Here is a 20,522-nt window from a genome sequence, read left to right on the forward strand (position 1 = left end):
TTTAAAATAAAAAGGAGGAAAATTTCATGTACGTAAACCCTTGGTATGGGTACTATCCGTATTACCCGCAACAGTATGGCATGCCTGTTTTCGATCAAGACGGGTTTCGACAAGAGCAAATGAACCAACAGCAACAACAACAAATGCAACAGCAGCAAATGGGAGAGCTTCCGCTTGAACAATCGTACATCGAGAATATTTTACGCTTAAACTTGGGCAAGGATGCTAAGGTGTATATGACGTTTGGAAATGGCGGCGATCAACAGTCCCAAGTGTTTGAGGGCAGATTGGAAGCGGCTGGCCGTGATCATATCATTATCGTCGATGATGACACCGGCAGACGCTACCTCTTGCTTATGGTGTACCTCGATTATGTCACGTTCGATGAACCTCTGAATTACGAGTATCCGTTTGCTAATGAAGGAGAATCCCAACAACAGTTGGCTCAATATCCCCCCCGTTAAAATGAAGGCGGCCAAAACGGCCGCTTTTTACATATAAAAAGCTTTTTTTCCCGGTTTTTGAAGACAAAATGGTCGCTTATTCTTCATTTTTGTCTACATCCTCTCAATTATCGCAAACATTCTCATAGTTGTCGGTGAAAGAATTTATGAAATAATGCACTAGCCTGAAAAGTTATGTAAAAGCCCTAGTATGGTTACATTCCACTTTCTTTCTTTTGACAGTTAAACTTCTTTTCAGCTAATGTATATGAAGGAAGATCGGCGAAGGTCGCCACCACTAACACTTCCTGTGCCGATTTTTTTAACAGATAAGAAAGTATACATCAACTTTCTTACCTGCATAAGTGCAACTAAGGTTTTCGCCATAAAAGCTTGACGAAAAACCAAGTTTTCTAATCGAAGGAGAAGTGCAATGCGCGAAAACACTTTGGATGCAAAACCACGGAAACAAAGCGTGCGCCAAATGTTTAAGGACTTGTTTTCACGAGTTCGGCCGCATTGGCGTTTGATTTTGATTGCTATCATTGCTGTACTGTTCGTCGCCTTAATTGAGTTTGCGATTCCCCAATTTATCCAATATACGATTGATGTCATCATTCCCGAAGCACAATTGGACATGCTCGTCTGGATTATTGCCGGCATTGTTGGCGGGGCTTCCCTCCTTATTGGTTTTCAATTTGCGGGAAGTTATATTATGGCCATCGTCGGACAACGGGCCCTTTACGATCTTCGAAATGAATTATACAGCCACATGCAACATGCCGATGTTTCCTTTTTTGACAATAACCGCACTGGAGATTTAATGTCGCGGATGACCAATGACGTTAATATGCTTCAACAATTGCTTGCTTCCGGTCTCTTGAATTTATTGACCGATATCTTCATTTTCATCGCGATCTCCACTTATATGTTTTATGTAAATTGGCAGCTAGCCATCCTGATCTTGTTAACGTTTCCTCTTCTTTTTTATCTCACGCGTTATTTCGCCAAACGTATTCGCATCGCTTACTGGTGGGTCCAGGGAAGCCTTGCCGAAATGAACAATCATTTGCAAGATACATTTTCAGGCATTCGTCTCGTCAAGTCTTTTGCCATGGAACGCTATGAAGAAGAACGATTTTCAAACCGGAATGAAGCAAATCGAAAGGCAAACATCAACGCAGCGAAAAACTTTTCTTTATTCGGTCCCCTCGTTAATTTCACCAATTATCTTGGAATGGCCATCGTTGTTGTGTTTGGCGCTTGGCAAACCATTGGCGGGGAGATGACGGTCGGAATGATCGCTACCTTTATCGTGTATGTGCGTCTTTTGCAAAATCCAATCCGCCGGGTCAGTCGACTAATGAACACCATTCAACAAGCAGCCGCTGCCTATGACCGCATTATGGCCATCTTGGAGACACAACCGTCCATTCAAAATCCGGAAAATGCGGGAATACTTTCCATTCGTGATGGAGATATCAAGTTCAACCAAGTTTCTTTTGCCTATGAAGATGAAGCCGTAATCAAAAATATCGATGTCCATTTTCAACCCGGAAAAACGACCGCGATTGTGGGGCCGTCGGGTTCCGGGAAAACGACCTTAACACAATTGATCAGTCGTTTTTACGATCCAACTACAGGCACAATCACCATCGACGATATACGCATCGATACCGTCACGCTTTCATCCCTTCGTTCTCAAATTAGCGTTGTTAGCCAAGACGTTGTGTTATTTAACGGCACCATTCGTGATAATATTGTGTACGGTTTGCCGGATGCCTCCCTTGCTGATGTTCAAGAAGCAGCGCGTATCGCTGACGCGGAAACGTTTATTAACAAGCTTTCGCACGGATATGACACTACTGTCGGCGAAAGAGGCGTTAAGCTTTCCGGAGGACAAAAACAACGAATTTCCATCGCCCGTGCCCTTTTAAAAGACCCGGCAATCATTTTGCTTGATGAAGCCACCTCTTCTCTGGATACAGAAGCGGAGAAAACGATTCAAACAGGCTTGGCCCAGTTATTGGAAAATCGAACTGCGCTCGTGATTGCCCACCGGCTTTCTACGATTCAAAATGCCTCCCATATCGTCGTTCTTGATGACGGACAAGTGGCAGAGCAAGGAACGCATCAGGAATTACTGGAAAAAAACGGACGTTACCGACGGCTGTACTATTCGCAGTTTCATCAGCAGGCGTTTAGCTAATTTTTGACACCCATGTCCCCTTTTCCATAAAAAGATATGTTACAATACTGGGCAACACTTTTTTATTGATGGCTATCAATATAGGCATTTTTGCTATAAAGTGTTTTATTCCATTTCATTTATCCGTTATAATCACAATAGGGAGGTGAGATACAGATGCCATTCGTCATAACGTCACCATGTGTAGATGAAAAAAACGGATCTTGTGTAGAAGTTTGTCCGGTTGATTGCATCGAAGAAGGTAAGGACATGTTCTACATTGATCCGGATATCTGTATAGATTGCGGGGCATGCGAACCCGTATGTCCGGTGGAAGCCATTTATCCGGACGACGAAGTGCCAGAAGAAGAAGCCCAATATATCGAATTAAACCGCGCATTTTATGAAGAATAATGGCCGGTACCAAGGCGCAGGTGTTGGCCCCTTGAGGGTTAGTCAGCACCTGCTTTTTTTCCGCTATTCGAAACGATAAGAGGAAACGCTCATCAGAGGGGCATCCCCTTTTCTACAATGTCGGCATTTTTCTATGGAATTTTTAATACTCCCATGATATAACGATAAGAGTTAGGGGGAGCTATACATATGGGAAAGATTGATGTCCACAATCTTTGGCGCGGGTTGATTATGGGAGGCGTTGAAACGATTCCCGGCGTAAGCAGTGGAACGATCGCCGTGGTACTCGGGATCTATGAGCGTTTAATTGCCGCTATTAATGGGTTATCAACAAGAGAGTGGAAACAAAGCCTGGCTTTTCTTGTGCCGCTCGTTGCCGGTATTTTTATAGCCGTGTTTTCCAGTGCCCAGGTTCTAAGCTGGCTACTTGATTATTATCCGAATCAACTTTCTTTCTTTTTCCTCGGATTAATCATCGGCATTGTCCCTTTTTTGCTGAAAAAAATTGAATTTAAACGAACGTTTTCCGGTATTCATTATTTCTTTTTACTCCTATCCCTTTTGTTGATTGCACTGTTTGGAATTATGCAGGACCCTGTGCAAACGAGTATACTCGGTTCGATGAGCGCGAGTGACTATATAGCCATCTTTTTTCTCGGCTGGATTGCGAGTTCAGCCATGATCTTGCCCGGATTAAGTGGATCTTTTATCCTGTTGGTGTTTGGTTACTATGAGACAATTATCGATGCGCTCAAACTTGTTCATTTTCCGGTTTTGCTCACACTCATTGCCGGCATAGGGATCGGTGTGCTCATTACAAGTAAGATTGTCCATTTCTTTTTACACCGGTTTCCGGTTGGAACGTATGCCGTCGTCACGGGTATGGTTTTAGGGTCCGTGTTTGTAATCTATCAGGGAATGCCCGCAGATATTGGCGGACTCATCGCTTCGCTCTTCGTGCTTGTCATCGGCTTTTGCGTCGCCTTTTTACTTGGAAAAGTAGAGCACAAACAATAAGGGGGCCATAATGGATTATTTGATTTATTTCATTCTCGTATTTTTGGGGGCGGCTGTTCCCTTCATTGAATATATGACCGTTATTCCATTAGGGATAATTATAGGGCTCCCCCTCGTGCCTACCATCATTTTTGGGTTTATTGGCAACCTTGTTACCGTGTTTCTCGTCATCGTTCTCGTGGATAAAATACGGGAAGTTTTAAGGAGAAGGAAAAAGAAATATGTAAGCCTCCCGGATAAAAATGAAGAAAGCGTCCCCAACCCCGAGAATGAGATCAGTGAAATCGAGGAAGCAGACACAACCGAAATGAATTGGGAGGAATCTTTTACAAGCAAACGCAGTCAACGGGCGCAAAAACTTTGGGATAAATACGGATTGCCCGGACTCACAGTGCTCGGCACCGGTCTGTTCAGCAGCCACTTAACAGCATTAATGGCTTGCACATTTGGGGGAAACCGCACGTACGTCTTTCTTTGGATGACGATCAGTCTCGCACTATGGTCGATCATTCTCGGTGTCGCTGTTCAATTGGGAATGGACACGATTTTTAGATAAAAAAACCCGTGGATAAGTCCACAGGTCTTCGTCTCGATTCGAAATTACAGCTTAAATGCAGCGATCATCAATAATATCCAGCCCGCGATAAACGCGACCCCTCCGATCGGCGTGATTGCACCAAGCCAGGTCATTCCGGTCAGCGCCATCGTGTATAGGCTTCCGGAAAAAACGATAATTCCCAAGAGCATTAAGCTTCCTGCCCAACCGAGAAGCGCACTGCCCCCGATGACCGCCGCTGTCAAGCCAACAGCGATGATTCCCAGCGCGTGAAACATGTGGTATTGCACACCGGTTTGATAATTTTCCAACATGCGCTCACTTACGCTTCCTTCCAAACCATGGGCGCCGAAGGCGCCGATAGCGACTGCGAGTGCTGCCATGATCGCGCCGATGACCAATAATGTTTTCACCATTTCTATTCACCACACTTTCAAATGTCGTTTAAAATTCCAATAAATTGCCTCGCCCGGAAACCTCGTGCTCCTCTCGATTCCGATGAACGGCTGCCGAAGGTTTCGCTTGTGTTTCTTCTCCTTTTGCGGCGGCAACCGGGCGGTCCACTTTGCCGGAAGCAACTCCGCTTCCTTCTTCAATCAGTTCGCTAAATGCACGAATCAGACGAGCATGTTCACGGATTTCCCCTTCCGACTTCCCTTTTCCCAGTGCACGTTCAAGACTTGCCGTTTCCTGCTTTATTTTCGCTACAATCGTCTCTGCAGATACATGCATCGAATTCCTCCTATCTGCTTTACCATAACATAAGGCAGGACTTATCCAAATCACGCTTTCGTGCATTATTCTGTCCATTTCATGAATGTGCCACGATCATATAAACACCAAGGCTTCCCACGCGGGAAACAGATCGACGAAGCTGTCATCATTTTCTCTTATATCATTCACCTGCCCCGGCGTTGCTTCATCTCCGCCATCAAAATCAGTGTTTAAATAGGGACTGCTGAATAACGGAAAATTACTGGTACATAAGCATTTTCCGTTGCTGTTGTCAAAGCTGGATGCAAGGAAATCTATCCTATAAGCAAAAAAACCCTTGCCCTTCTGGCAACGTACGGAGGGATGACGCTGCAGTGGCGTAGACATCAAAACGGACGCGTCAAGCCCCCGCAGCGTCCGTTTTGCGCGAGGAGGCTTGACCGTTCGTCCGCGGAAAGCGAAGCCATGGAAGCGGCATCCCGGCTTTAGCTGATAGCTGCACGTTGTTCAGCAATCCCTAAATAATAAAAAGGCCTTATAAAGGCCCTGTGTCGCTAATCTATGATTCATCGGTTGATGGGTTTGGATCGACGCGGTCATATCCAAAGCCCTCTATTTTAGGATAATTTTCATTATCCACAATCCATACGATTCCTTCATTGTCTTTCACGATGATCTCATCTCTTTTTAAAGCATCGCGGGCTTCTTCAACATCGTTATAACGTTCAGCCGGTATTTGCATATCATCGATTTTGATCATCGTCTCACCTCCGGAAATGATGTATATAGCTTTTCCCGGAAAACGGCCACCGTAAACAAGCGATTTAATTTGCACGCTCCTCGTTATCGATCCCGGTTTCACACCATTGGATCGTCTCCCTGCCCATATGTTTCAAAAACGCATTCGTTTTTGAAAACGGGCGGCTGCCAAAAAAGCCTTTATGTGCAGAAAAAGGACTGGGATGGGGCGATCGGATAATAGCATGTTGGCTTTCGATAAAAGAGACTTTCGCTTGAGCGTGACGACCCCATAAAATAAAAACAACCGGATCTTGTTTTGCGCTCACACTTCTGATCACTTCATCCGTAAATACTTCCCATCCCATGCCTTGATGGGAAGCCGCTTCCCGGGCGCGAACGGTCAACACTGTGTTAAGAAGCAACACTCCTTGTTTGGCCCATCCGCGCAAATCCCCGTTTTCCGGCATTTCACAACCGACATCGTTCACAAGTTCCCGAAAAATATTTTGAAGCGAAGGAGGCCGTTTAACTCCCGGTTGAACGGAAAAACTTAATCCATGTGCTTGCATCGGACCATGGTAAGGATCTTGTCCTAGGATCACCACTTTCGTATTTTCATAGGACGTATAATGAAGCGCATTAAAAATGTCATGCATATCCGGATAAATGGCGCGATGGCTATATTCTTGCTTCAAAAACGATCGAAGTTGTTGATAATAATCCTTTTGAAACTCCTCTTTAAGATGGTGTGTCCAATCATTGTGCAAAGGGATATTCATCTCCGGTCCCTCCCATTGTTTCACGTGAAACATTTTCCCTCACTTATGATAAGGGGTCCCTTTTTGAATTTGTGTAAAACGATACACTTGTTCCATCAGCATTAAGCGTATCAATTGATGAGGAAACGTCAGTGACGAAAATGACCAGCGCAAGTCGGCTCTCTGTAAGACATTATCGCCTAGGCCGAGAGAGCCTCCGATCATGAACGTGAAGCTACTCTGTCCGTGTACAGCAAGCTGATCAATCTTCGCAGCCATTTCTGCAGAACTAAACATTTTGCCTTTCCGATCCAATGCGATGATATATGTTTGTGGCTTCACATGCTGCAACAAGCGATCCCCTTCTTTATTCATCACTTGCATAGCTTGTTTTTCACTGAGATGTTCAGGTGCACGCTCATCCGCCACTTCTTTCACTGAAAATTTTATGTCCTTTTTTAACCGTTTTTCGTATTCATCCATGCCTGCCAACAAGTATTTTTCCTTCATTTTTCCAACCGCAAGCAACTGAATGTTCATAGAAACCCCCATTATCCACAAAAGTTATCCACATGTTCACAATAACTTGTTGGTTTCTTGCAAAAACCTATCCACGACTGGGGAGCATTTCACTTCCCGTTGTGAATAAAGTGATACTTCCAGCTGAAGAGGATCTTCATCCCCTTCTGAATAAGGAAATCGGCTAAAACCATCATTTCCTATGGTAATACCGGCACTAGCCCGTTCTGGGCGTCGGAACGAATCGTGGTGTTAGGCGCCAGCTATTTTAGGGACTGCTGAATAACGGAAAAAGATTGGCACATAAGCATTTTCCGTTGCTGTTGTCAAAGCTGGATGCAAGGAAATCTATCCTAAAAGCAGAAAACCCTTGCACGTCTGGCAACGTACGGAGGGACGGTGCTGCAATGGCGAGACTCCAGCGGAAAAACGGACGCGTCAAGCCCCCGCAGCGCCGGTTTTGCGCGAGGAGGCTTGACCGTTCGTCCGCGGAAAGCGAAGCCATGGAAGCGACATCCCGGCTTCAGCTGATAGCTGCAAGTTGTTCAGCAATCCCTATTTTAGAGGTCTTTTTCAGGGTCTTGCGATTTCCGGTTTCCGATGTCTGACTTCCGGAATAGCAGGCGCTTACCACCGGCATAAAGTTGAAGGAATCCTCAGCCCTATCCGAGGATTCCCATGCTTGCCTTTCCTTACAAGCTATCTTGTTGTTCTTGCAGTTCAATCGTCGTTTCTTGCAATTCACCGTCACGATAAAAAGATACGGTTACTTCATCGCCGACATCGAGCTCCGTATAGAGATACATGCGGAGATCATGGGCAAAATCAATCTCTTGGTCATCCATAGCAACGATCACATCATATTCTTGCAAACCATCTTCCGCTGATGAACCAGGTAATACGTTCGTGACAAAGACACCCGAAGTTACATCTTCTGGCAAGTTAAGCGTTTCTTGCCAATGGTAGCTTGGAATATCACTAACGGAGCCCATTTCAACTCCCAGTTCAGGCCGTTCGACTTCACCAGAATTCTCGATGTCTTCAATGACAGGCAAAACAATAGACGTTGGGATCGCAAAGCCCATGCCTTCACTTTGTGCAATTTCCATGGAATTAATGCCGACCACTTGGCCTTGGGCGTTCAACAACGGGCCGCCGCTATTGCCTTGATTAATCGCAGCATCTGTCTGGATCACTTCTGCATTCCAATCAATTTGGCCATCACCGGTTAAATCAACCGGAATGGAACGGTCCGTTGCACTGATAATCCCTTGGGTAACAGTGCGGGCAAACGCTGGTCCCAAAGGATTTCCGATCGCAATCGCCGGTTCTCCGGGACTTAGATTATCAGAATCGCCAAAATCAGCCACCGTTTCAATCTCGTCCTCAATATCTTCGGTAGATACACTTAATACGGCTAGGTCGGTCCAAATGTCTTCCCCGACAACTTCGGCTCCAACTCGTTGTCCTTCGCTCAAGCTTATTTCTACTTGATCAGACCCCCGAATGACGTGTTCATTCGTTACGATGAAGGTTTGGTTATCTTCCTCTTTATAAATGACCCCTGAACCGGTGCCTGCTTCAATGCCTTCTCCTTCACCTCCGGGTTGTTCTCCTTGCGGGCCACCGCCATCACCCCAAAAACTTTCTTCTTGCATATTAAAGACCCCGACAACAGCATCCGAAACTCCCTCAACCGCTTCGGTCACATCGGTATGGATGTCAAAACTCACTTGTTCCGAATCACCGGCAAAGAAATCACTATCACCCGTTGATTCTTGCTCCTCCGGAGCTGTCAGATCATTCGTTTGAAAGAGAAGAAGGGCGGCAGCTACTACGAGCGCACCAATAATTGCACCTACAAAACCTGACAATCCCATGCCGCGCCGCCGTTGTTTCTTGTCTCTGTTTTCATTCCTGTAATGCTCATCATAATAGCCCATCTGTTCCGTCCACCTTTCCGTGCTGTTATCGTCGCGAGAACATTGTTTTGATAAGTATACTGCCATTGAATCAAACGTCGCGATTGTGGTCCATCACCCACAAGCCTCAATTTTAATCTACCCGAAATTGATAATTTTCATTAGGGACTGCTGAATAGCGGAAAAAGACTGGCACATAAGCATTTTCCGTTGGTGTTGTCGAAGCTGGATGCAAGGAAATCCATCCTATAACAAAAAAACCCTTGCACTTCTGGCAACGTACGGAGGGACGGTGCTGCAATGGCGAGCCTCCAGCGGAAAAACGGACGCGTCAAGACCCCGCAGCGCCGCAGCGCCGGTTTTGCGCGAGGAGGCTTGACCGTTCGTCCGCGGAAAGCGAAGCCATGGAAGCGGCATCCCGGCTTCAGCTGATAGCTGCACGTTGTTCAGCAATCCCTTCATTAGCAGGAGCAAAAATTACACCAATTTTTGGATTGCTGTCGGCATAAATGGGTCCGTATCAAGGATTTGAATGCCATTTGGCGTGCATTCTATCCCTTGTTCCTCCATGGTTTGCTCCGTCGTCATCCTGGCGAGTTCTTTCATATTATTATCTTGGCTTAAATGTGCCAAATATACATAGCGCGTTTTCTCGCCGACGATTGTCGTTAGCGCCTTCGCCGCGTCGTCATTGGAAATATGACCGGTATCTCCAAGTATTCTTCGTTTAACATTCCACGGGTACCGCCCTATTCTGAGCATATTCATATCATGGTTCGATTCAAAGATCAGTGCATCGGCATCGGCGAGTGTTCCTTTAATATGATCACTGACGTAGCCCATATCTGTAGCCAATGCCAATTTTTTCTTTTCATGATGAAAAACAAAAAACATCGGGTCGGCAGCGTCATGGGAGACACCGAATGATTCCACATCCATGTCGGAAAACGTTCGTACATCCCCCGTTTCCAAGTGAAAGCATTGCGCTTTATCAATCGGTCCAATCGCATCAACCATCTGTTTCCACGTACGCTCATTGGCATAAACAGGCAATTGATACTTACGGGCCAACACGCCGACACCTTTCACGTGATCGCTATGTTCATGTGTGACGAGCAATGCGTCAATATCCGATAAGGAACGACCAATTTGTTGGAACATCTTCTCAATTTTTTTTCCGCTTAGCCCCGCATCAATTAATAGCCGCGTTTGGTTTGTTTCCACATATAGAGCATTTCCCGTACTCCCACTCGCTAAAACGCTAAAAGCAATCCCCATCAACAAAATCCTCCTATGGCTCCCGGATTGTCTCCTCTCCTTCTACGGCAGAAACCAGGTAAACATCCGGCCGTTGGTTTTCATTCTCAAATTCTTCCTGAACCACAAATCGATAATAAGGGGCGTACATCACTTCATTGCTCACATATTCCTCGGAGAGCGCACTATAATACACATATTCAACATTCGTCACGGTGGAATTAGTCGTTAGTGCATTCGCCTCAATGAGTGTATCAATGGCATCCACGGCAGAACTGATCGACTGCTCCGCCAAGTTATCCGTATAAACAAACTGTTGGGTAAACGAATCAATCGCCCCGTCTTCATTTTCATTAACGGTGAGGTGCGTATTTCTCGGAGCAATCAGCGTCCTGTTTTCATGGTTGGCGTAATAATTAATTTCCGTTTCATCCCTGTTCGCAAACCGATACGAATCTCCATCGTATACATACGTGTCTATAAATTCACGCCGCTCTTGCCAAGCGTCATCTTCATCAATCTCATAAGGTTCTTCGAGCCACACGGAGAGCTCACCGGTCTCCGAATCAAATTCAATATCGCTGAAAACATCGGCGTCGTCATAATTATTTTCCGCTTCCTCAGGGAGACTCTCCATAGTGCGGCTACGGACAACGGAAAGGGCAACCTCCTCATTCGGGAGCTCCGTCTCGATATCAATGTTTTGATAGTCCAACTGAGCTTCCAGGTTGTCCTCTACTTCAACGTCCCCTTCGCGATTTTCCATGTGATTGAACAATTGAGCGATCAAAAAGCCATTTAAAAGTAAAAATGTGAAAATGAAAATCGTTTTCGTTTTATTCCAATCCACTCAAGTCACCTTCCTGATCCTCGCTGTCCAACCGGATCCAGCTGTCATCGCTTTTTGCATACCAATGGGGAACAACATATACGTACGTCTCTACTCTTTCCATTTCGTAACCGATGCGAATATCTTCGATGTTGTCGAGTTCGAGAGAGTCGCTTTCTTCAATTTCTGCCAACACTTCCTCACCGCCAAGGAGTTCCCGCATTTGACCCTCCGGATTTTCATCCAAAGGCTCATGCTCATCAAACATAAAAGCGGGACGATCATAACTGGAAATGACATCATTTTGCTGTGTCACATTAATGGAGGCATAATCAAACCATGAAGTATTTGTGTCCAGCACAGGCATGCCATCCACATGCATTCGGAATTGAACAGAATCGCCTCCACCGGACACACTCCAATCATAGAGCTGATAACTATTCGTAAAACCGCCATGCGCGTTAATGAACGTATAGGCATCGGAAATGATTTGCTCATTCTGGCCATCGGATATTTCATTTTGAGGATAATCATACTCAATGTAATTGCCGAATCGGCTTAGCCGCATTTGCCGATCACTGGAATGATAAAGCTGATCCCCTTGCGCATCACTCCCCGAATCCGGGGTAACTACGGATTCCCGGTCCGGAAACAAATAAGGAAGAAGCGCTTCTTCATCAATGCTTGTGGAATTAAATTGCAGTTGAGGGTAAGAAACAGGTTCCGACGGCAAATAAACAGGTTTTTGCAAAGAACCATCGTCCTCGCCTACATGTGCTTCGGTTGCGTAGGAAACACTGCTCCCGTCCATCTGTTCCATATACGTATGAAACGTTTCAACATCCATATCAATATACCCTTCCAGGACCTGCTCGTCGTCAAAAGAAACAAGTTGGACACGCAAGGCGCCACCTTCATCGATTATAAGCAATCGTTCAAAATTAAACGTGTTTTCCTCTTGTTCAACAATGGATTGGTCATCTTCAAACCAACTTTCAACGAGTGTTAACGGAAGAGATGTCGGGAAAATCAACTCAATTTTATCTTCTTCACTTTCATAGACACGTTCTTGTCCGACACCCTCCAGCATTTCGAAATTACTCCATTCAGAAGAGAACAGGTCTGTAGCCATATCATCAACGAAATCCAAAGAACCGTGGGTAGTGGTCCACTGTTCATCATCACGATGAAAGGTGACATTTGCCGGACCGACTACATCAGCCATTTCCACTTGGTCAGAGAGTTGTTCACTTTCCTCCACGCTTTCTTCATCCAAAAGCCCCAGCTCAGGTTGATACGTCCATAATTGCCAAGTAAAAATAAGGCTAGTGATCACCAGAAGGCTTAGAAACACCGTTTTCACACGCTCAACCATTGCTTTCACCTCCCGCACCGGAAGACGCCAAAGGCAAGGATATCGTTATTCTCGTCCCTTGGCCCGGTTCACTGGATACCCACACCGAGCCTTGGTGGGCATCAATCATTTCTTTCACGATGGCAAGTCCCAATCCCGTGCCGCCCAAGTTTCTGGCCCGGGCCTTATCCACGCGGTAGAAACGATCAAATATTTTATGTTGATCTTTTATCGGAATTCCCTGTCCTTCATCCAGGATATCAATCAATACCTCGTTTTCTCTTAGCTTCGCCCCGACCGTAATCGTACCGCCCTCAGGGGAAAATTTGAGCGCGTTGGAAATGATGTTATTGAACACTTGGGTCATTTTATCACTGTCCATATATACTTGAATCGGCCAGTGGGAAAAATGCCGGACAAACGAAACGTCCCGATCTTTAACAAGCATCTCAAACCGATCCACCAAGTGTTGTAACCAATAAATTAAATCGTGGCGTTCTGTATAAATTCCATGTTCTTGCACATCCATTTTCGACAATTGCAATAGGTCATTCACGAGACGAATCATACGGTCCGTTTCCACTTGAATGACATTCAAAAACCGCGGGGCAAGATCTTCATCAGCCATGGCACCATCTTCCAATGCCTCCATGTAACTCTTTAATGTCGTTAACGGCGTGCGTAATTCATGAGAAACATTTGCTACGAATTCACGACGCTCTCTCTCCAATTTTTCCTTTTCCGTGACATCATGAAGCACTGTAATCAAACCGGTCACATAGCCGCTTTCGCTTCGGAGAACGGAAAAGCTCGCTTCTAACAGAGAATCCCCTCGTTCATCACTGAAATCCAAAATCAACGGTTCCGTATAATCATAGAGATCACTGGGGGCGACCTGTCCCGAAAGATCCAATATGTCGGGGAGAGGCCGGCCTTTTGCCTCTTCACTGTCTAAAGATAACAATATTTCCGCTTGTTTATTGAGCAAAATAATACGGCCAAGTTCATCCGTGGCGATCACGCCATCTGTCATATGGGAAAGGACAGAGCTAAGCTTCCGCCTTTCCCCTTCTGTTGTGGCATTCGCTTCTTTTAAATTCATTGCCAGCGTATTAAAGGAAGAGGCGAGCTCCCCGATTTCATCATTCCCGTAAACACGAACACGACGACTGAAGTCTCCTTCACTCATCACCGCGGACTGTTTCTGCATATCTCTAATCGGACGAGTAACGGTTCTCGATAAAAGAACGCCGATCATTGCCGTAATCACCAGTGCAATGCCCCCACTCGTCATAAAAATGTTATTAATTTGCGTCACTTCATCGTACATATCTTCCATTGATGATTCCAAATGAATGGCTCCAATGACTTCATCATCGTCTCCATGCAAGGGTTGCGTGATCACCCGCATACGAAAGCCGGTATCCGGGTCCAACAACATATCATTCGACTCTTGATCAAGCAATGCCTGGGAGACACGTATTTCCGTATTCAGCAATCCGCCGCTTTGCGTTCCGTGTTGATTGTGAGCCAGTACATTCTGCTGGCTGTCCACCACTTGAATGGTGGACCCGGTACTGCTTAGCTCATTCACTTCATAACGAGAAATTAAATCATTAATTTCTTCGTTCATTTCATTTTGATCCGTATCATCCGTTTCTTGTATAAGCGTTTGTTCAATATTGTAAGAGAGCAAACTCATTTGGTCTTCCAATGCACCCCGATGATTTTCGACAAATCGTTCTTCAAGACGATCCATGAAAAAGATTCCAATAACCTGAAACGCAATCAGCAAAAGCATGACGTAAATAAATATTAATTTAAATTGAAAAGATTTAAAGAAACCCGCAATTCGCTTCATCCAACTCTACTCCTGTTCGGGATGCCGAAGATAATAACCTACCCCTCTTCTTGTAATAATCCAATTTGGATAACTGGGGTTATCTTCTACTTTCTCCCGCAGTCGGCGCACCGTGACATCAACGGTACGTACATCTCCAAAATAGTCATAGCCCCAAACGGACTGCAAAAGGTCTTCCCGTGACATCACTTGTCCAATATGACTCCCTAAATAATGGATTAATTCAAACTCCCGATGAGTAAGCTCAATTGGAGTCCCCCGCTTACGAACGAGGTAAGCTTCCGGGTCAATTGTCAAATCCCCGATTTGCTTAGTCCCGGTATTTTTTCGTTCTGCTTCGGGGACAACTTGAAGCCTGCGAATATTCGCTTTCACACGCGCAAGCAATTCACGGGTACTAAAGGGCTTGGTTACATAATCATCGGCACCCAATTCAAGGCCGAGCACTTTATCGATCTCCGAGTCTTTTGCCGTAAGCATAATAATCGGCATATCATAATTTTTGCGAACTTCACGGCACACTTCCATCCCATCTTTATTTGGAAGCATAATATCGAGTAAAATGAGATCAGGCTTAAAAGCGTCTACTTTTTCAAGCGCTTCTGTGCCATCATAGGCAACCTCGATTTCAAAGCCTTCTTTTTGCAGTGAAAATTCGAGAATATCGGCAATCGGTTGCTCATCATCGACAACCAGAATTTTTTCATTCATGATTTTTTCGCCTCATTTCGTATTTCTGTAGCCATATTATACAAGTATTGTAACATAGCTACGCGTTTAATGACGCTTATCGATGCATACAAAAAAACCCCGGGGCATTCCGGGGGATATCAATTATAAGCATGGTGGCTCGAGACGGAATCGAACCGCCGACACGTAGATTTTCAGTCTACTGCTCTACCGACTGAGCTATCGAGCCAACATATGTAAATGGCGGGCCTGACGGGATTCGAACCCGCGATCTCCTGCGTGACAGGCAGGCATGTTAACCGCTACACCACAGGCCCTTATTTTTTAGAAAACTTGGCTTTTCACCAAACATTTATGGCGAAAGCCTTCGCCCATCTTATGTAGGTAATAAAGTTGATTTATACTTTATTGGTGAGCCATGGAGGATTCGAACCTCCGACCCTCTGATTAAAAGTCAGATGCTCTGCCAGCTGAGCTAATGGCTCATTAAGCCCAAAGACAGAATTTATCTTAGCACGTTCGGCGTTTAAATGCAATGGGGAATGGCAAATTGCTCGTTGGAAAACCCTAAGCGCATATTTACAAAAGGAGGATCCTATGCTCAAACGGACCACACATCGGCCTCATTCGCTTCCTAAAGGACCTTGGCTAATGACCCAGACATGGAAAAATGTATTATTCGCCCATTGGCCACTTTCGCCGACAACATTGCAAACGAAAATTCCGGCTCCTCTGGAGATTGATACCTATGATGGCCAAGCGTGGATCGGGATCATTCCTTTTGATATCGTGCGATTACGCGCCCGTTTCCTTCCGCCTGTGCCATTTGCGCATGCCTTCCCCGAAGTAAATGTGCGAACGTATGTCACATTTAACGGTCAACCCGGTGTTTATTTTTTTAGCCTGGATGCCGATCACCGGCTGGCCGTGCGCATGGCGCGCTCACTGTTTCACCTTCCTTATTTTTATGCCGATATGGAGGTTAAAAGGGAAAACGGCTTCATTCGCTATCACAGTTATCGGCCAAATGCGATGTTTGAAGCCGCTTATCAACCGACGTCGCACGTTTTCACAGCAGAAAAAGGCACCTTGGATGACTGGCTCACCGAACGGTACCGGTTATATACGACGCATCGGCGAAATTTATATGCCCTTGATATCCACCATAACCCATGGCCGTTACAGCATGCCGAGGCAGATTTTCACAAAAACACGATGTTTCTCGAATTATCAAATACGAAACCTTTGCTTCATTATGCGAAAAGACAAAAGGTTTTCTTTTGGCCGCTTCATCGTTGCACCTGATATACTAATGGTAAGCAACAATCAAATAGGAGCATTACATGATACGATACGCGCAAAAGACAGACATGGCGGAAATTATGAACATCGTGAAGAAAACGGTCCGGGTGATGAATGCAGACGGCAGTGACCAATGGAACGGAAGCTATCCAACATCCCGGCATTTTTTAACAGACATCAACAAGCAATCTCTTTTCGTGCTAGTAGCCGGCGGGAAAATTAGCGGTTTTATAACGGTTGACCAAAATATTGATTCACGATTTCAACAAATGACGTGGACGTATCCCGATCAGGACGCCGGGACCTTTCATCGGCTGGCAGTGGATCCTGACGGGCGTAATCATGGAGTGGCGAGTCAGCTTATCCACTTTGCCGAAGCCAAATGTGCAGCAGAGGAATTGAAAACGATGAAAATTGATACGTACGCACTTAATCAGAGCGCCCGCGCTTTGTTTGAACGTCTCGGCTATAAACTCGTCGGCTTTTCAAGGGAAGGAACCGGAAAGCCTTATCCGTTTTATTATTATGAAAAAATCTTAAGCGTTTAAGGAGGAGAAGAAATGGAACGTTTAGACCGCATCAAAGAGTCCTTGCAAAACCGCACGGTTACATTGCCCGATGGTACCGCTCTTCCGAGCATCGGACAAGGCACATGGAAAATGGGAGAACATCCCGATAGCAAAGATGATGAAATACAAGCCTTGCAACTCGGCCTTGATCTGGGAATGAATGTCATAGACACCGCGGAAATGTATGGGGATGGGCGAGCGGAACAAATCGCCGGAGAAGCCATTAAAAATCGCAGGGACGATGCTTTCCTCGTGTCAAAGGTCTATCCCCACAATGCTAGTCTGTCAAAAATCCAGACCGCTTGCGAAAACAGTTTGCGGCGATTGAAGACCGATTACTTGGATATGTACCTTTTGCACTGGCGAGGGTCTTCTGCAGGGCTTCAGGAAACAGTTGAAGGCTTGGAAGCACTTCGTAAGGAAGGGAAAATATTACGGTGGGGGGTATCCAACTTTGATACCTCGGATATGAAAGAGCTCTTGGATATCAGAAATGGAGGTTATTGTTCCACAAATCAAGTGCTGTATCATTTGGGTTCACGGGGGATTGATTATGATCTACTCCCGTGGCAACGCCAACATCAAATGCCGATTATGGCATACAGCCCCTTGGCCAAGGCGGTTCACTCATCAGCCAATTGATGAACAACCTGACCATTAAAGAAATTGCCGAAAAACATAAAGCGAGACCTCTGCAAATCGCGCTAGCCTGGACGATACGAACAAAAGGCATTCTCGCCATACCGAAGGGCACGAGTGAAAATCATGTCATCGAAAATGCGGAAGCTGCCACGATCGCGTTGTCAGAAGATGATCTACGAAAGATTGATAAGGTATTCCCAAAACCGGAGCGAAAGATGCCTTTGGATATTATTTGAATCCCCCGTCACTAACGGGACGAGATTCTTGATTCCAGCGTCCAAACAATTTCACTTATTTAGGGACTGCTGAATAACGGAAAAGACTGGCACATAAGTATTTTCCGTTGGTGTTGTCAAAACTGGATGCAAGGAAATCCATCCTATAAGCAAAAAACCCTTGCACTTCTGGCAACGTATGGAGAGATGACGCTGCAATGGCGTAGACATCAAAACGGACGCGTCAAGCCCCCGCAGCGCCGGTTTTGCGCGAGGAGGCTTGACCGTTCGTCCGCGGAAAGCGAAGCCATGGAAGCGGCATCCCGGCTTCAGCTGATAACTGCAAGTTGTTCAGCAATCCCTATGTATATTTAACTTCTTGATACGTAACAATATAATAACCACATCATCCCCTAAAGTTGAGCCATCGCCTTCTTACATTAGTTCCCCCTATAAACTGATAATCGTAAGAAACGGGAATGATGATCACGGTGTTCACTTAATCCACTCTTGATGAGCAACAGGAAGTGAATCTGGCGAAAGGCTAAATCGGTGATCTTCCACCGCTTGGCTCTTTTCGCCTTTGTTTTCATGCAGTTTATCAACTCTGCTTGGTCTATTCCGATACCTGCCGATGACATTCACCTTCTCCCCCTTCATGAAACAGGGGTAACGATGCTAACAACGGCTCTCGGGATCACCCCTCAGCAATCCGAATACAACCGCCGAGACAAGAAACCGCGAAGAACATCGCGGCCATAAACGTAAGTCCCGAGTATTCTGCTGATCCTTTCATAAAAATGACCCCGGTATTTAGCCAGGGTCATTTCATTATAGCTTAAGCGAGATAAATTTCGTTTCCAGAAACTCGTCCATGCCTTGATGGCCGCCTTCCCGACCGATGCCGCTTTGCTTCCAGCCTCCGAATGGTGCCTGTGCAGTGGACGGACCGCCGTCATTTAAGCCGACAATGCCATACTCCAGCTGTTCACTCAAGCGGATCGCTTTTGATACATCGCTTGTAAATAAATAAGCAGCCAATCCGTATATAGTGTTATTTGCACGCTCAATCGCTTCTTCCTCGGTTTTAAAGGTAGCGATAGGCGCGAGCGGGCCAAACGTCTCTTCATTCATGCAAGCCATGTCTTCTTTTACCCCGCTAATTACTGTTGGCGTTAAAAAGAGCCCATCTTTCTTTTTGCCGCCGGTAACAACTTTTGCCCCTTGTTTCTCGGCATCTTCGATATGGGAAAGGACTTTGTCAACGGCATCTTCGTCGATTAATGGACCAATGTCGGTATTATCATCGAGACCATCGCCGACGTTTAAGCCTTCAACGGCTTGCTTAAATTTATTCGTGAACGTCTCTTCAATCGATTCAGCTACGTATATGCGGTTCGCACAGACGCACGTCTGTCCTCCATTGCGGAATTTCGATGTCACTGCCTGTTCAACAGCGTTGTCAATATCCGCATCTTCAAGAACGATTAAAGGTGCGTGACCGCCAAGCTCCAGCGATATTTTCTTCATCGTTTCCGATGCGCCGCTCATTAACGTTTTGCCAACTTCCGTTGAACCGGTGAAAGTAAGCTTGCGCACGCGCTTGTCCTGTTGCCATGCCTCGGAAATTTCTCTGGACGAACCGGTGACGACGTTGACAACCCCTTTGGGAATGCCTGCTTCCACCGCCAATTCGGCCAGTTTCAGAGCTGTTAACGGGGTTTGCGTTGCAGGTTTAATGACAGCTGTGCAACCGACCGCGAGTGCCGGCGCGATTTTGCGCGTAATCATCGCCGCCGGAAAATTCCACGGTGTAATCGATGCCACGACCCCCACGGGTTGATGAGTGACAAACAATCGCTTGTCCGGCGCAGAAGCAGGGATTGATTCTCCGTAGTTACGCTTGCCTTCCTCCGCGTACCATTTGATAAACGAATTTGCATAAGAAATTTCACCGCGCGCTTCCTTAATCGCTTTCCCCTGCTCTTTCGTCATCGTTTGCGCGAGCTCTTCGTGATTCTCACCGATCAGTTCAAACCATTTCTCCAGTTTCGCACTCCGATCAGCGGCGGCAAGCTTGGACCACTCCGGAAATGCTTCATACGCGGCCGTCGCCGCTGCTTCTGCTTCTTTCTCGCCACCTTTGGGGATCGTTTCGAGCACGTCTCCCGTTGCAGGGTTGACTACATCGATTTGTTCCAGTTGATCGCCAGTCCATTCGCCGTTGATAAGTATATTCATCGTAGTAGCCGACTCCTTCCCTTTTAAAAGTTGAAACTAACTTGATTATTGACTCATCTTTGCTATATAACTTCCCCATTTTATGCTCGTTAAAACATTTGTTCAGCGTGCGTTTAAGATTACTGGCTAATGAAAAATCAGGCAAATATTCCTTTGTCATTATGTTATTGTGTTATTGTGTTACCTTGCCCCCTATTATGAACATATACGTGAAATGATTTCTGTCCGCCTGTAAAAATATGATACACTTTTCCTAACAACAGGAAACATCCTTGTACATAGGCTGAATA

At 45.7% G+C, this 20,522-nt stretch carries 23 protein-coding genes, 3 tRNA genes and 1 pseudogene; 12 read left to right on the forward strand and 15 right to left on the reverse strand.

Going from position 1 to position 20,522, the window contains the following annotated elements; all coding sequences use genetic code 11:
• Positions 1 to 26 precede the first annotated feature (26 nt).
• The 5 genes from gerQ (at position 27) to HUG20_RS18720 (ending at position 4,618) form a co-directional block, all read left to right on the forward strand.
• Entirely contained in the window at positions 27 to 464 is a 438-nt protein-coding gene (gerQ, locus tag HUG20_RS18700; RefSeq protein WP_200086480.1) for a spore coat protein GerQ, read from the forward strand.
• A gap of 412 nt (positions 465 to 876) precedes the next feature.
• On the forward strand, positions 877 to 2,652 hold the full coding sequence (locus tag HUG20_RS18705; RefSeq protein ID WP_200086482.1) for an ABC transporter ATP-binding protein: 1,776 nt from the start codon (positions 877 to 879) through the stop codon (positions 2,650 to 2,652).
• Between the two features lie 156 nt (positions 2,653 to 2,808).
• A complete protein-coding gene (locus HUG20_RS18710) occupies positions 2,809 to 3,045 on the forward strand; it encodes a ferredoxin family protein (RefSeq protein WP_200086484.1) in 237 nt (78 codons plus the stop codon).
• 189 nt (positions 3,046 to 3,234) lie between these two features.
• Positions 3,235 to 4,062, forward strand: a complete 828-nt coding sequence (locus tag HUG20_RS18715) for a DUF368 domain-containing protein (protein ID WP_200086486.1) — start codon at positions 3,235 to 3,237, stop codon at positions 4,060 to 4,062.
• Between the two features lie 10 nt (positions 4,063 to 4,072).
• Positions 4,073 to 4,618 (forward strand): small multi-drug export protein, encoded by a 546-nt coding sequence (locus HUG20_RS18720; protein ID WP_246476475.1) that lies wholly within the window; start codon positions 4,073 to 4,075, stop codon positions 4,616 to 4,618.
• Between the two features lie 44 nt (positions 4,619 to 4,662).
• On the opposite strand, the gene HUG20_RS18725 is transcribed toward HUG20_RS18720, so the two are convergent.
• Both HUG20_RS18725 and HUG20_RS18730 read right to left on the reverse strand, forming a co-directional pair.
• Positions 4,663 to 5,034, reverse strand: coding sequence for a DUF423 domain-containing protein (locus HUG20_RS18725; RefSeq protein ID WP_200086488.1), 372 nt, complete (start codon positions 5,032 to 5,034; stop codon positions 4,663 to 4,665).
• Between the two features lie 28 nt (positions 5,035 to 5,062).
• The gene (locus HUG20_RS18730) at positions 5,063 to 5,350 is read right to left on the reverse strand and encodes a DUF5327 family protein (RefSeq protein WP_200086490.1); all 288 of its coding nucleotides are present in this window, start codon (positions 5,348 to 5,350) and stop codon (positions 5,063 to 5,065) included.
• A gap of 345 nt (positions 5,351 to 5,695) precedes the next feature.
• On the opposite strand from HUG20_RS18730, the gene HUG20_RS19735 reads away from it, so the two are divergent.
• Positions 5,696 to 5,821, forward strand: a complete 126-nt coding sequence (locus tag HUG20_RS19735; protein WP_281392470.1) for a hypothetical protein — start codon at positions 5,696 to 5,698, stop codon at positions 5,819 to 5,821.
• Positions 5,822 to 5,891: 70 nt separating this feature from the next.
• Here the strand turns inward: HUG20_RS19735 and HUG20_RS18735 are convergent, their stop codons facing one another.
• The 3 genes from HUG20_RS18735 to rlmH form a co-directional block, all read right to left on the reverse strand.
• Complete coding sequence (locus tag HUG20_RS18735; protein ID WP_200086492.1) at positions 5,892 to 6,092, reverse strand: hypothetical protein; 201 nt, start codon at positions 6,090 to 6,092, stop codon at positions 5,892 to 5,894.
• A 64-nt stretch (positions 6,093 to 6,156) separates the two neighbouring features.
• Positions 6,157 to 6,852 (reverse strand): uracil-DNA glycosylase, encoded by a 696-nt coding sequence (locus HUG20_RS18740; protein ID WP_200086494.1) that lies wholly within the window; start codon positions 6,850 to 6,852, stop codon positions 6,157 to 6,159.
• Between the two features lie 39 nt (positions 6,853 to 6,891).
• Entirely contained in the window at positions 6,892 to 7,371 is a 480-nt protein-coding gene (gene rlmH / locus HUG20_RS18745) for a 23S rRNA (pseudouridine(1915)-N(3))-methyltransferase RlmH (protein WP_200086496.1), read from the reverse strand.
• A gap of 378 nt (positions 7,372 to 7,749) precedes the next feature.
• Between rlmH and HUG20_RS19740 the strand changes: the two genes are divergently transcribed.
• Positions 7,750 to 7,881, forward strand: coding sequence for a hypothetical protein (locus tag HUG20_RS19740; RefSeq protein WP_281392436.1), 132 nt, complete (start codon positions 7,750 to 7,752; stop codon positions 7,879 to 7,881).
• A 161-nt stretch (positions 7,882 to 8,042) separates the two neighbouring features.
• Here the strand turns inward: HUG20_RS19740 and HUG20_RS18750 are convergent, their stop codons facing one another.
• Positions 8,043 to 9,293, reverse strand: coding sequence for a S1C family serine protease (locus HUG20_RS18750; RefSeq protein ID WP_200086498.1), 1,251 nt, complete (start codon positions 9,291 to 9,293; stop codon positions 8,043 to 8,045).
• A 279-nt stretch (positions 9,294 to 9,572) separates the two neighbouring features.
• Between HUG20_RS18750 and HUG20_RS19745 the strand changes: the two genes are divergently transcribed.
• Complete coding sequence (locus HUG20_RS19745; RefSeq protein WP_281392471.1) at positions 9,573 to 9,704, forward strand: hypothetical protein; 132 nt, start codon at positions 9,573 to 9,575, stop codon at positions 9,702 to 9,704.
• A gap of 45 nt (positions 9,705 to 9,749) precedes the next feature.
• Here HUG20_RS19745 and HUG20_RS18755 read toward each other — a convergent pair whose 3' ends face one another.
• The 8 genes from HUG20_RS18755 to HUG20_RS18790 all read right to left on the reverse strand — a co-directional run bounded on the left by HUG20_RS18755 (position 9,750) and on the right by HUG20_RS18790 (position 15,748).
• Entirely contained in the window at positions 9,750 to 10,550 is an 801-nt protein-coding gene (locus tag HUG20_RS18755) for an MBL fold metallo-hydrolase (protein WP_200086500.1), read from the reverse strand.
• 13 nt (positions 10,551 to 10,563) lie between these two features.
• Positions 10,564 to 11,379 (reverse strand): two-component system regulatory protein YycI, encoded by an 816-nt coding sequence (yycI, locus tag HUG20_RS18760; RefSeq protein WP_200086501.1) that lies wholly within the window; start codon positions 11,377 to 11,379, stop codon positions 10,564 to 10,566.
• Positions 11,366 to 12,733: a YycH family regulatory protein gene (locus tag HUG20_RS18765; RefSeq protein ID WP_200086503.1), complete on the reverse strand. Its 1,368-nt coding sequence runs from the start codon at positions 12,731 to 12,733 to the stop codon at positions 11,366 to 11,368. The genes yycI and HUG20_RS18765 overlap by 14 nt, the downstream gene beginning before the upstream one ends.
• Positions 12,726 to 14,573 carry a cell wall metabolism sensor histidine kinase WalK gene (gene walK / locus HUG20_RS18770; RefSeq protein WP_200086505.1) on the reverse strand — a complete coding sequence of 616 codons (1,848 nt, stop codon included), beginning with the start codon at positions 14,571 to 14,573 and terminating at the stop codon, positions 12,726 to 12,728. Before walK ends, HUG20_RS18765 begins: the two co-directional genes overlap by 8 nt.
• Before the next feature lie 6 nt (positions 14,574 to 14,579).
• Positions 14,580 to 15,284, reverse strand: coding sequence for a response regulator YycF (gene yycF / locus HUG20_RS18775; RefSeq protein WP_200086507.1), 705 nt, complete (start codon positions 15,282 to 15,284; stop codon positions 14,580 to 14,582).
• Between the two features lie 132 nt (positions 15,285 to 15,416).
• A tRNA-Phe gene (locus HUG20_RS18780) sits at positions 15,417 to 15,492 on the reverse strand.
• Positions 15,493 to 15,504: 12 nt separating this feature from the next.
• A tRNA-Asp gene (locus tag HUG20_RS18785) sits at positions 15,505 to 15,580 on the reverse strand.
• Between the two features lie 92 nt (positions 15,581 to 15,672).
• Positions 15,673 to 15,748: transfer RNA gene (locus HUG20_RS18790), tRNA-Lys, on the reverse strand.
• Positions 15,749 to 15,860: 112 nt separating this feature from the next.
• Between HUG20_RS18790 and HUG20_RS18795 the strand changes: the two genes are divergently transcribed.
• From HUG20_RS18795 to HUG20_RS18810, 4 genes and pseudogenes are all read left to right on the forward strand, one after another.
• Positions 15,861 to 16,568: a YqjF family protein gene (locus HUG20_RS18795; RefSeq protein ID WP_200086509.1), complete on the forward strand. Its 708-nt coding sequence runs from the start codon at positions 15,861 to 15,863 to the stop codon at positions 16,566 to 16,568.
• Between the two features lie 38 nt (positions 16,569 to 16,606).
• Positions 16,607 to 17,113 carry a GNAT family N-acetyltransferase gene (locus HUG20_RS18800; RefSeq protein WP_200086511.1) on the forward strand — a complete coding sequence of 169 codons (507 nt, stop codon included), beginning with the start codon at positions 16,607 to 16,609 and terminating at the stop codon, positions 17,111 to 17,113.
• Positions 17,114 to 17,125: 12 nt separating this feature from the next.
• Positions 17,126 to 18,012 (forward strand): annotated as a pseudogene (locus tag HUG20_RS18805) (aldo/keto reductase).
• Between the two features lie 126 nt (positions 18,013 to 18,138).
• Complete coding sequence (locus tag HUG20_RS18810) at positions 18,139 to 18,366, forward strand: hypothetical protein (protein WP_200086512.1); 228 nt, start codon at positions 18,139 to 18,141, stop codon at positions 18,364 to 18,366.
• A gap of 456 nt (positions 18,367 to 18,822) precedes the next feature.
• Here HUG20_RS18810 and HUG20_RS18815 read toward each other — a convergent pair whose 3' ends face one another.
• On the reverse strand, positions 18,823 to 20,226 hold the full coding sequence (locus HUG20_RS18815; protein WP_281392565.1) for an NAD-dependent succinate-semialdehyde dehydrogenase: 1,404 nt from the start codon (positions 20,224 to 20,226) through the stop codon (positions 18,823 to 18,825).
• Positions 20,227 to 20,522 lie beyond the last annotated feature (296 nt).

This window comes from Salicibibacter cibi, assembly GCF_016495865.1.
GTDB lineage: Bacteria > Bacillota > Bacilli > Bacillales > Marinococcaceae > Salicibibacter > Salicibibacter cibi.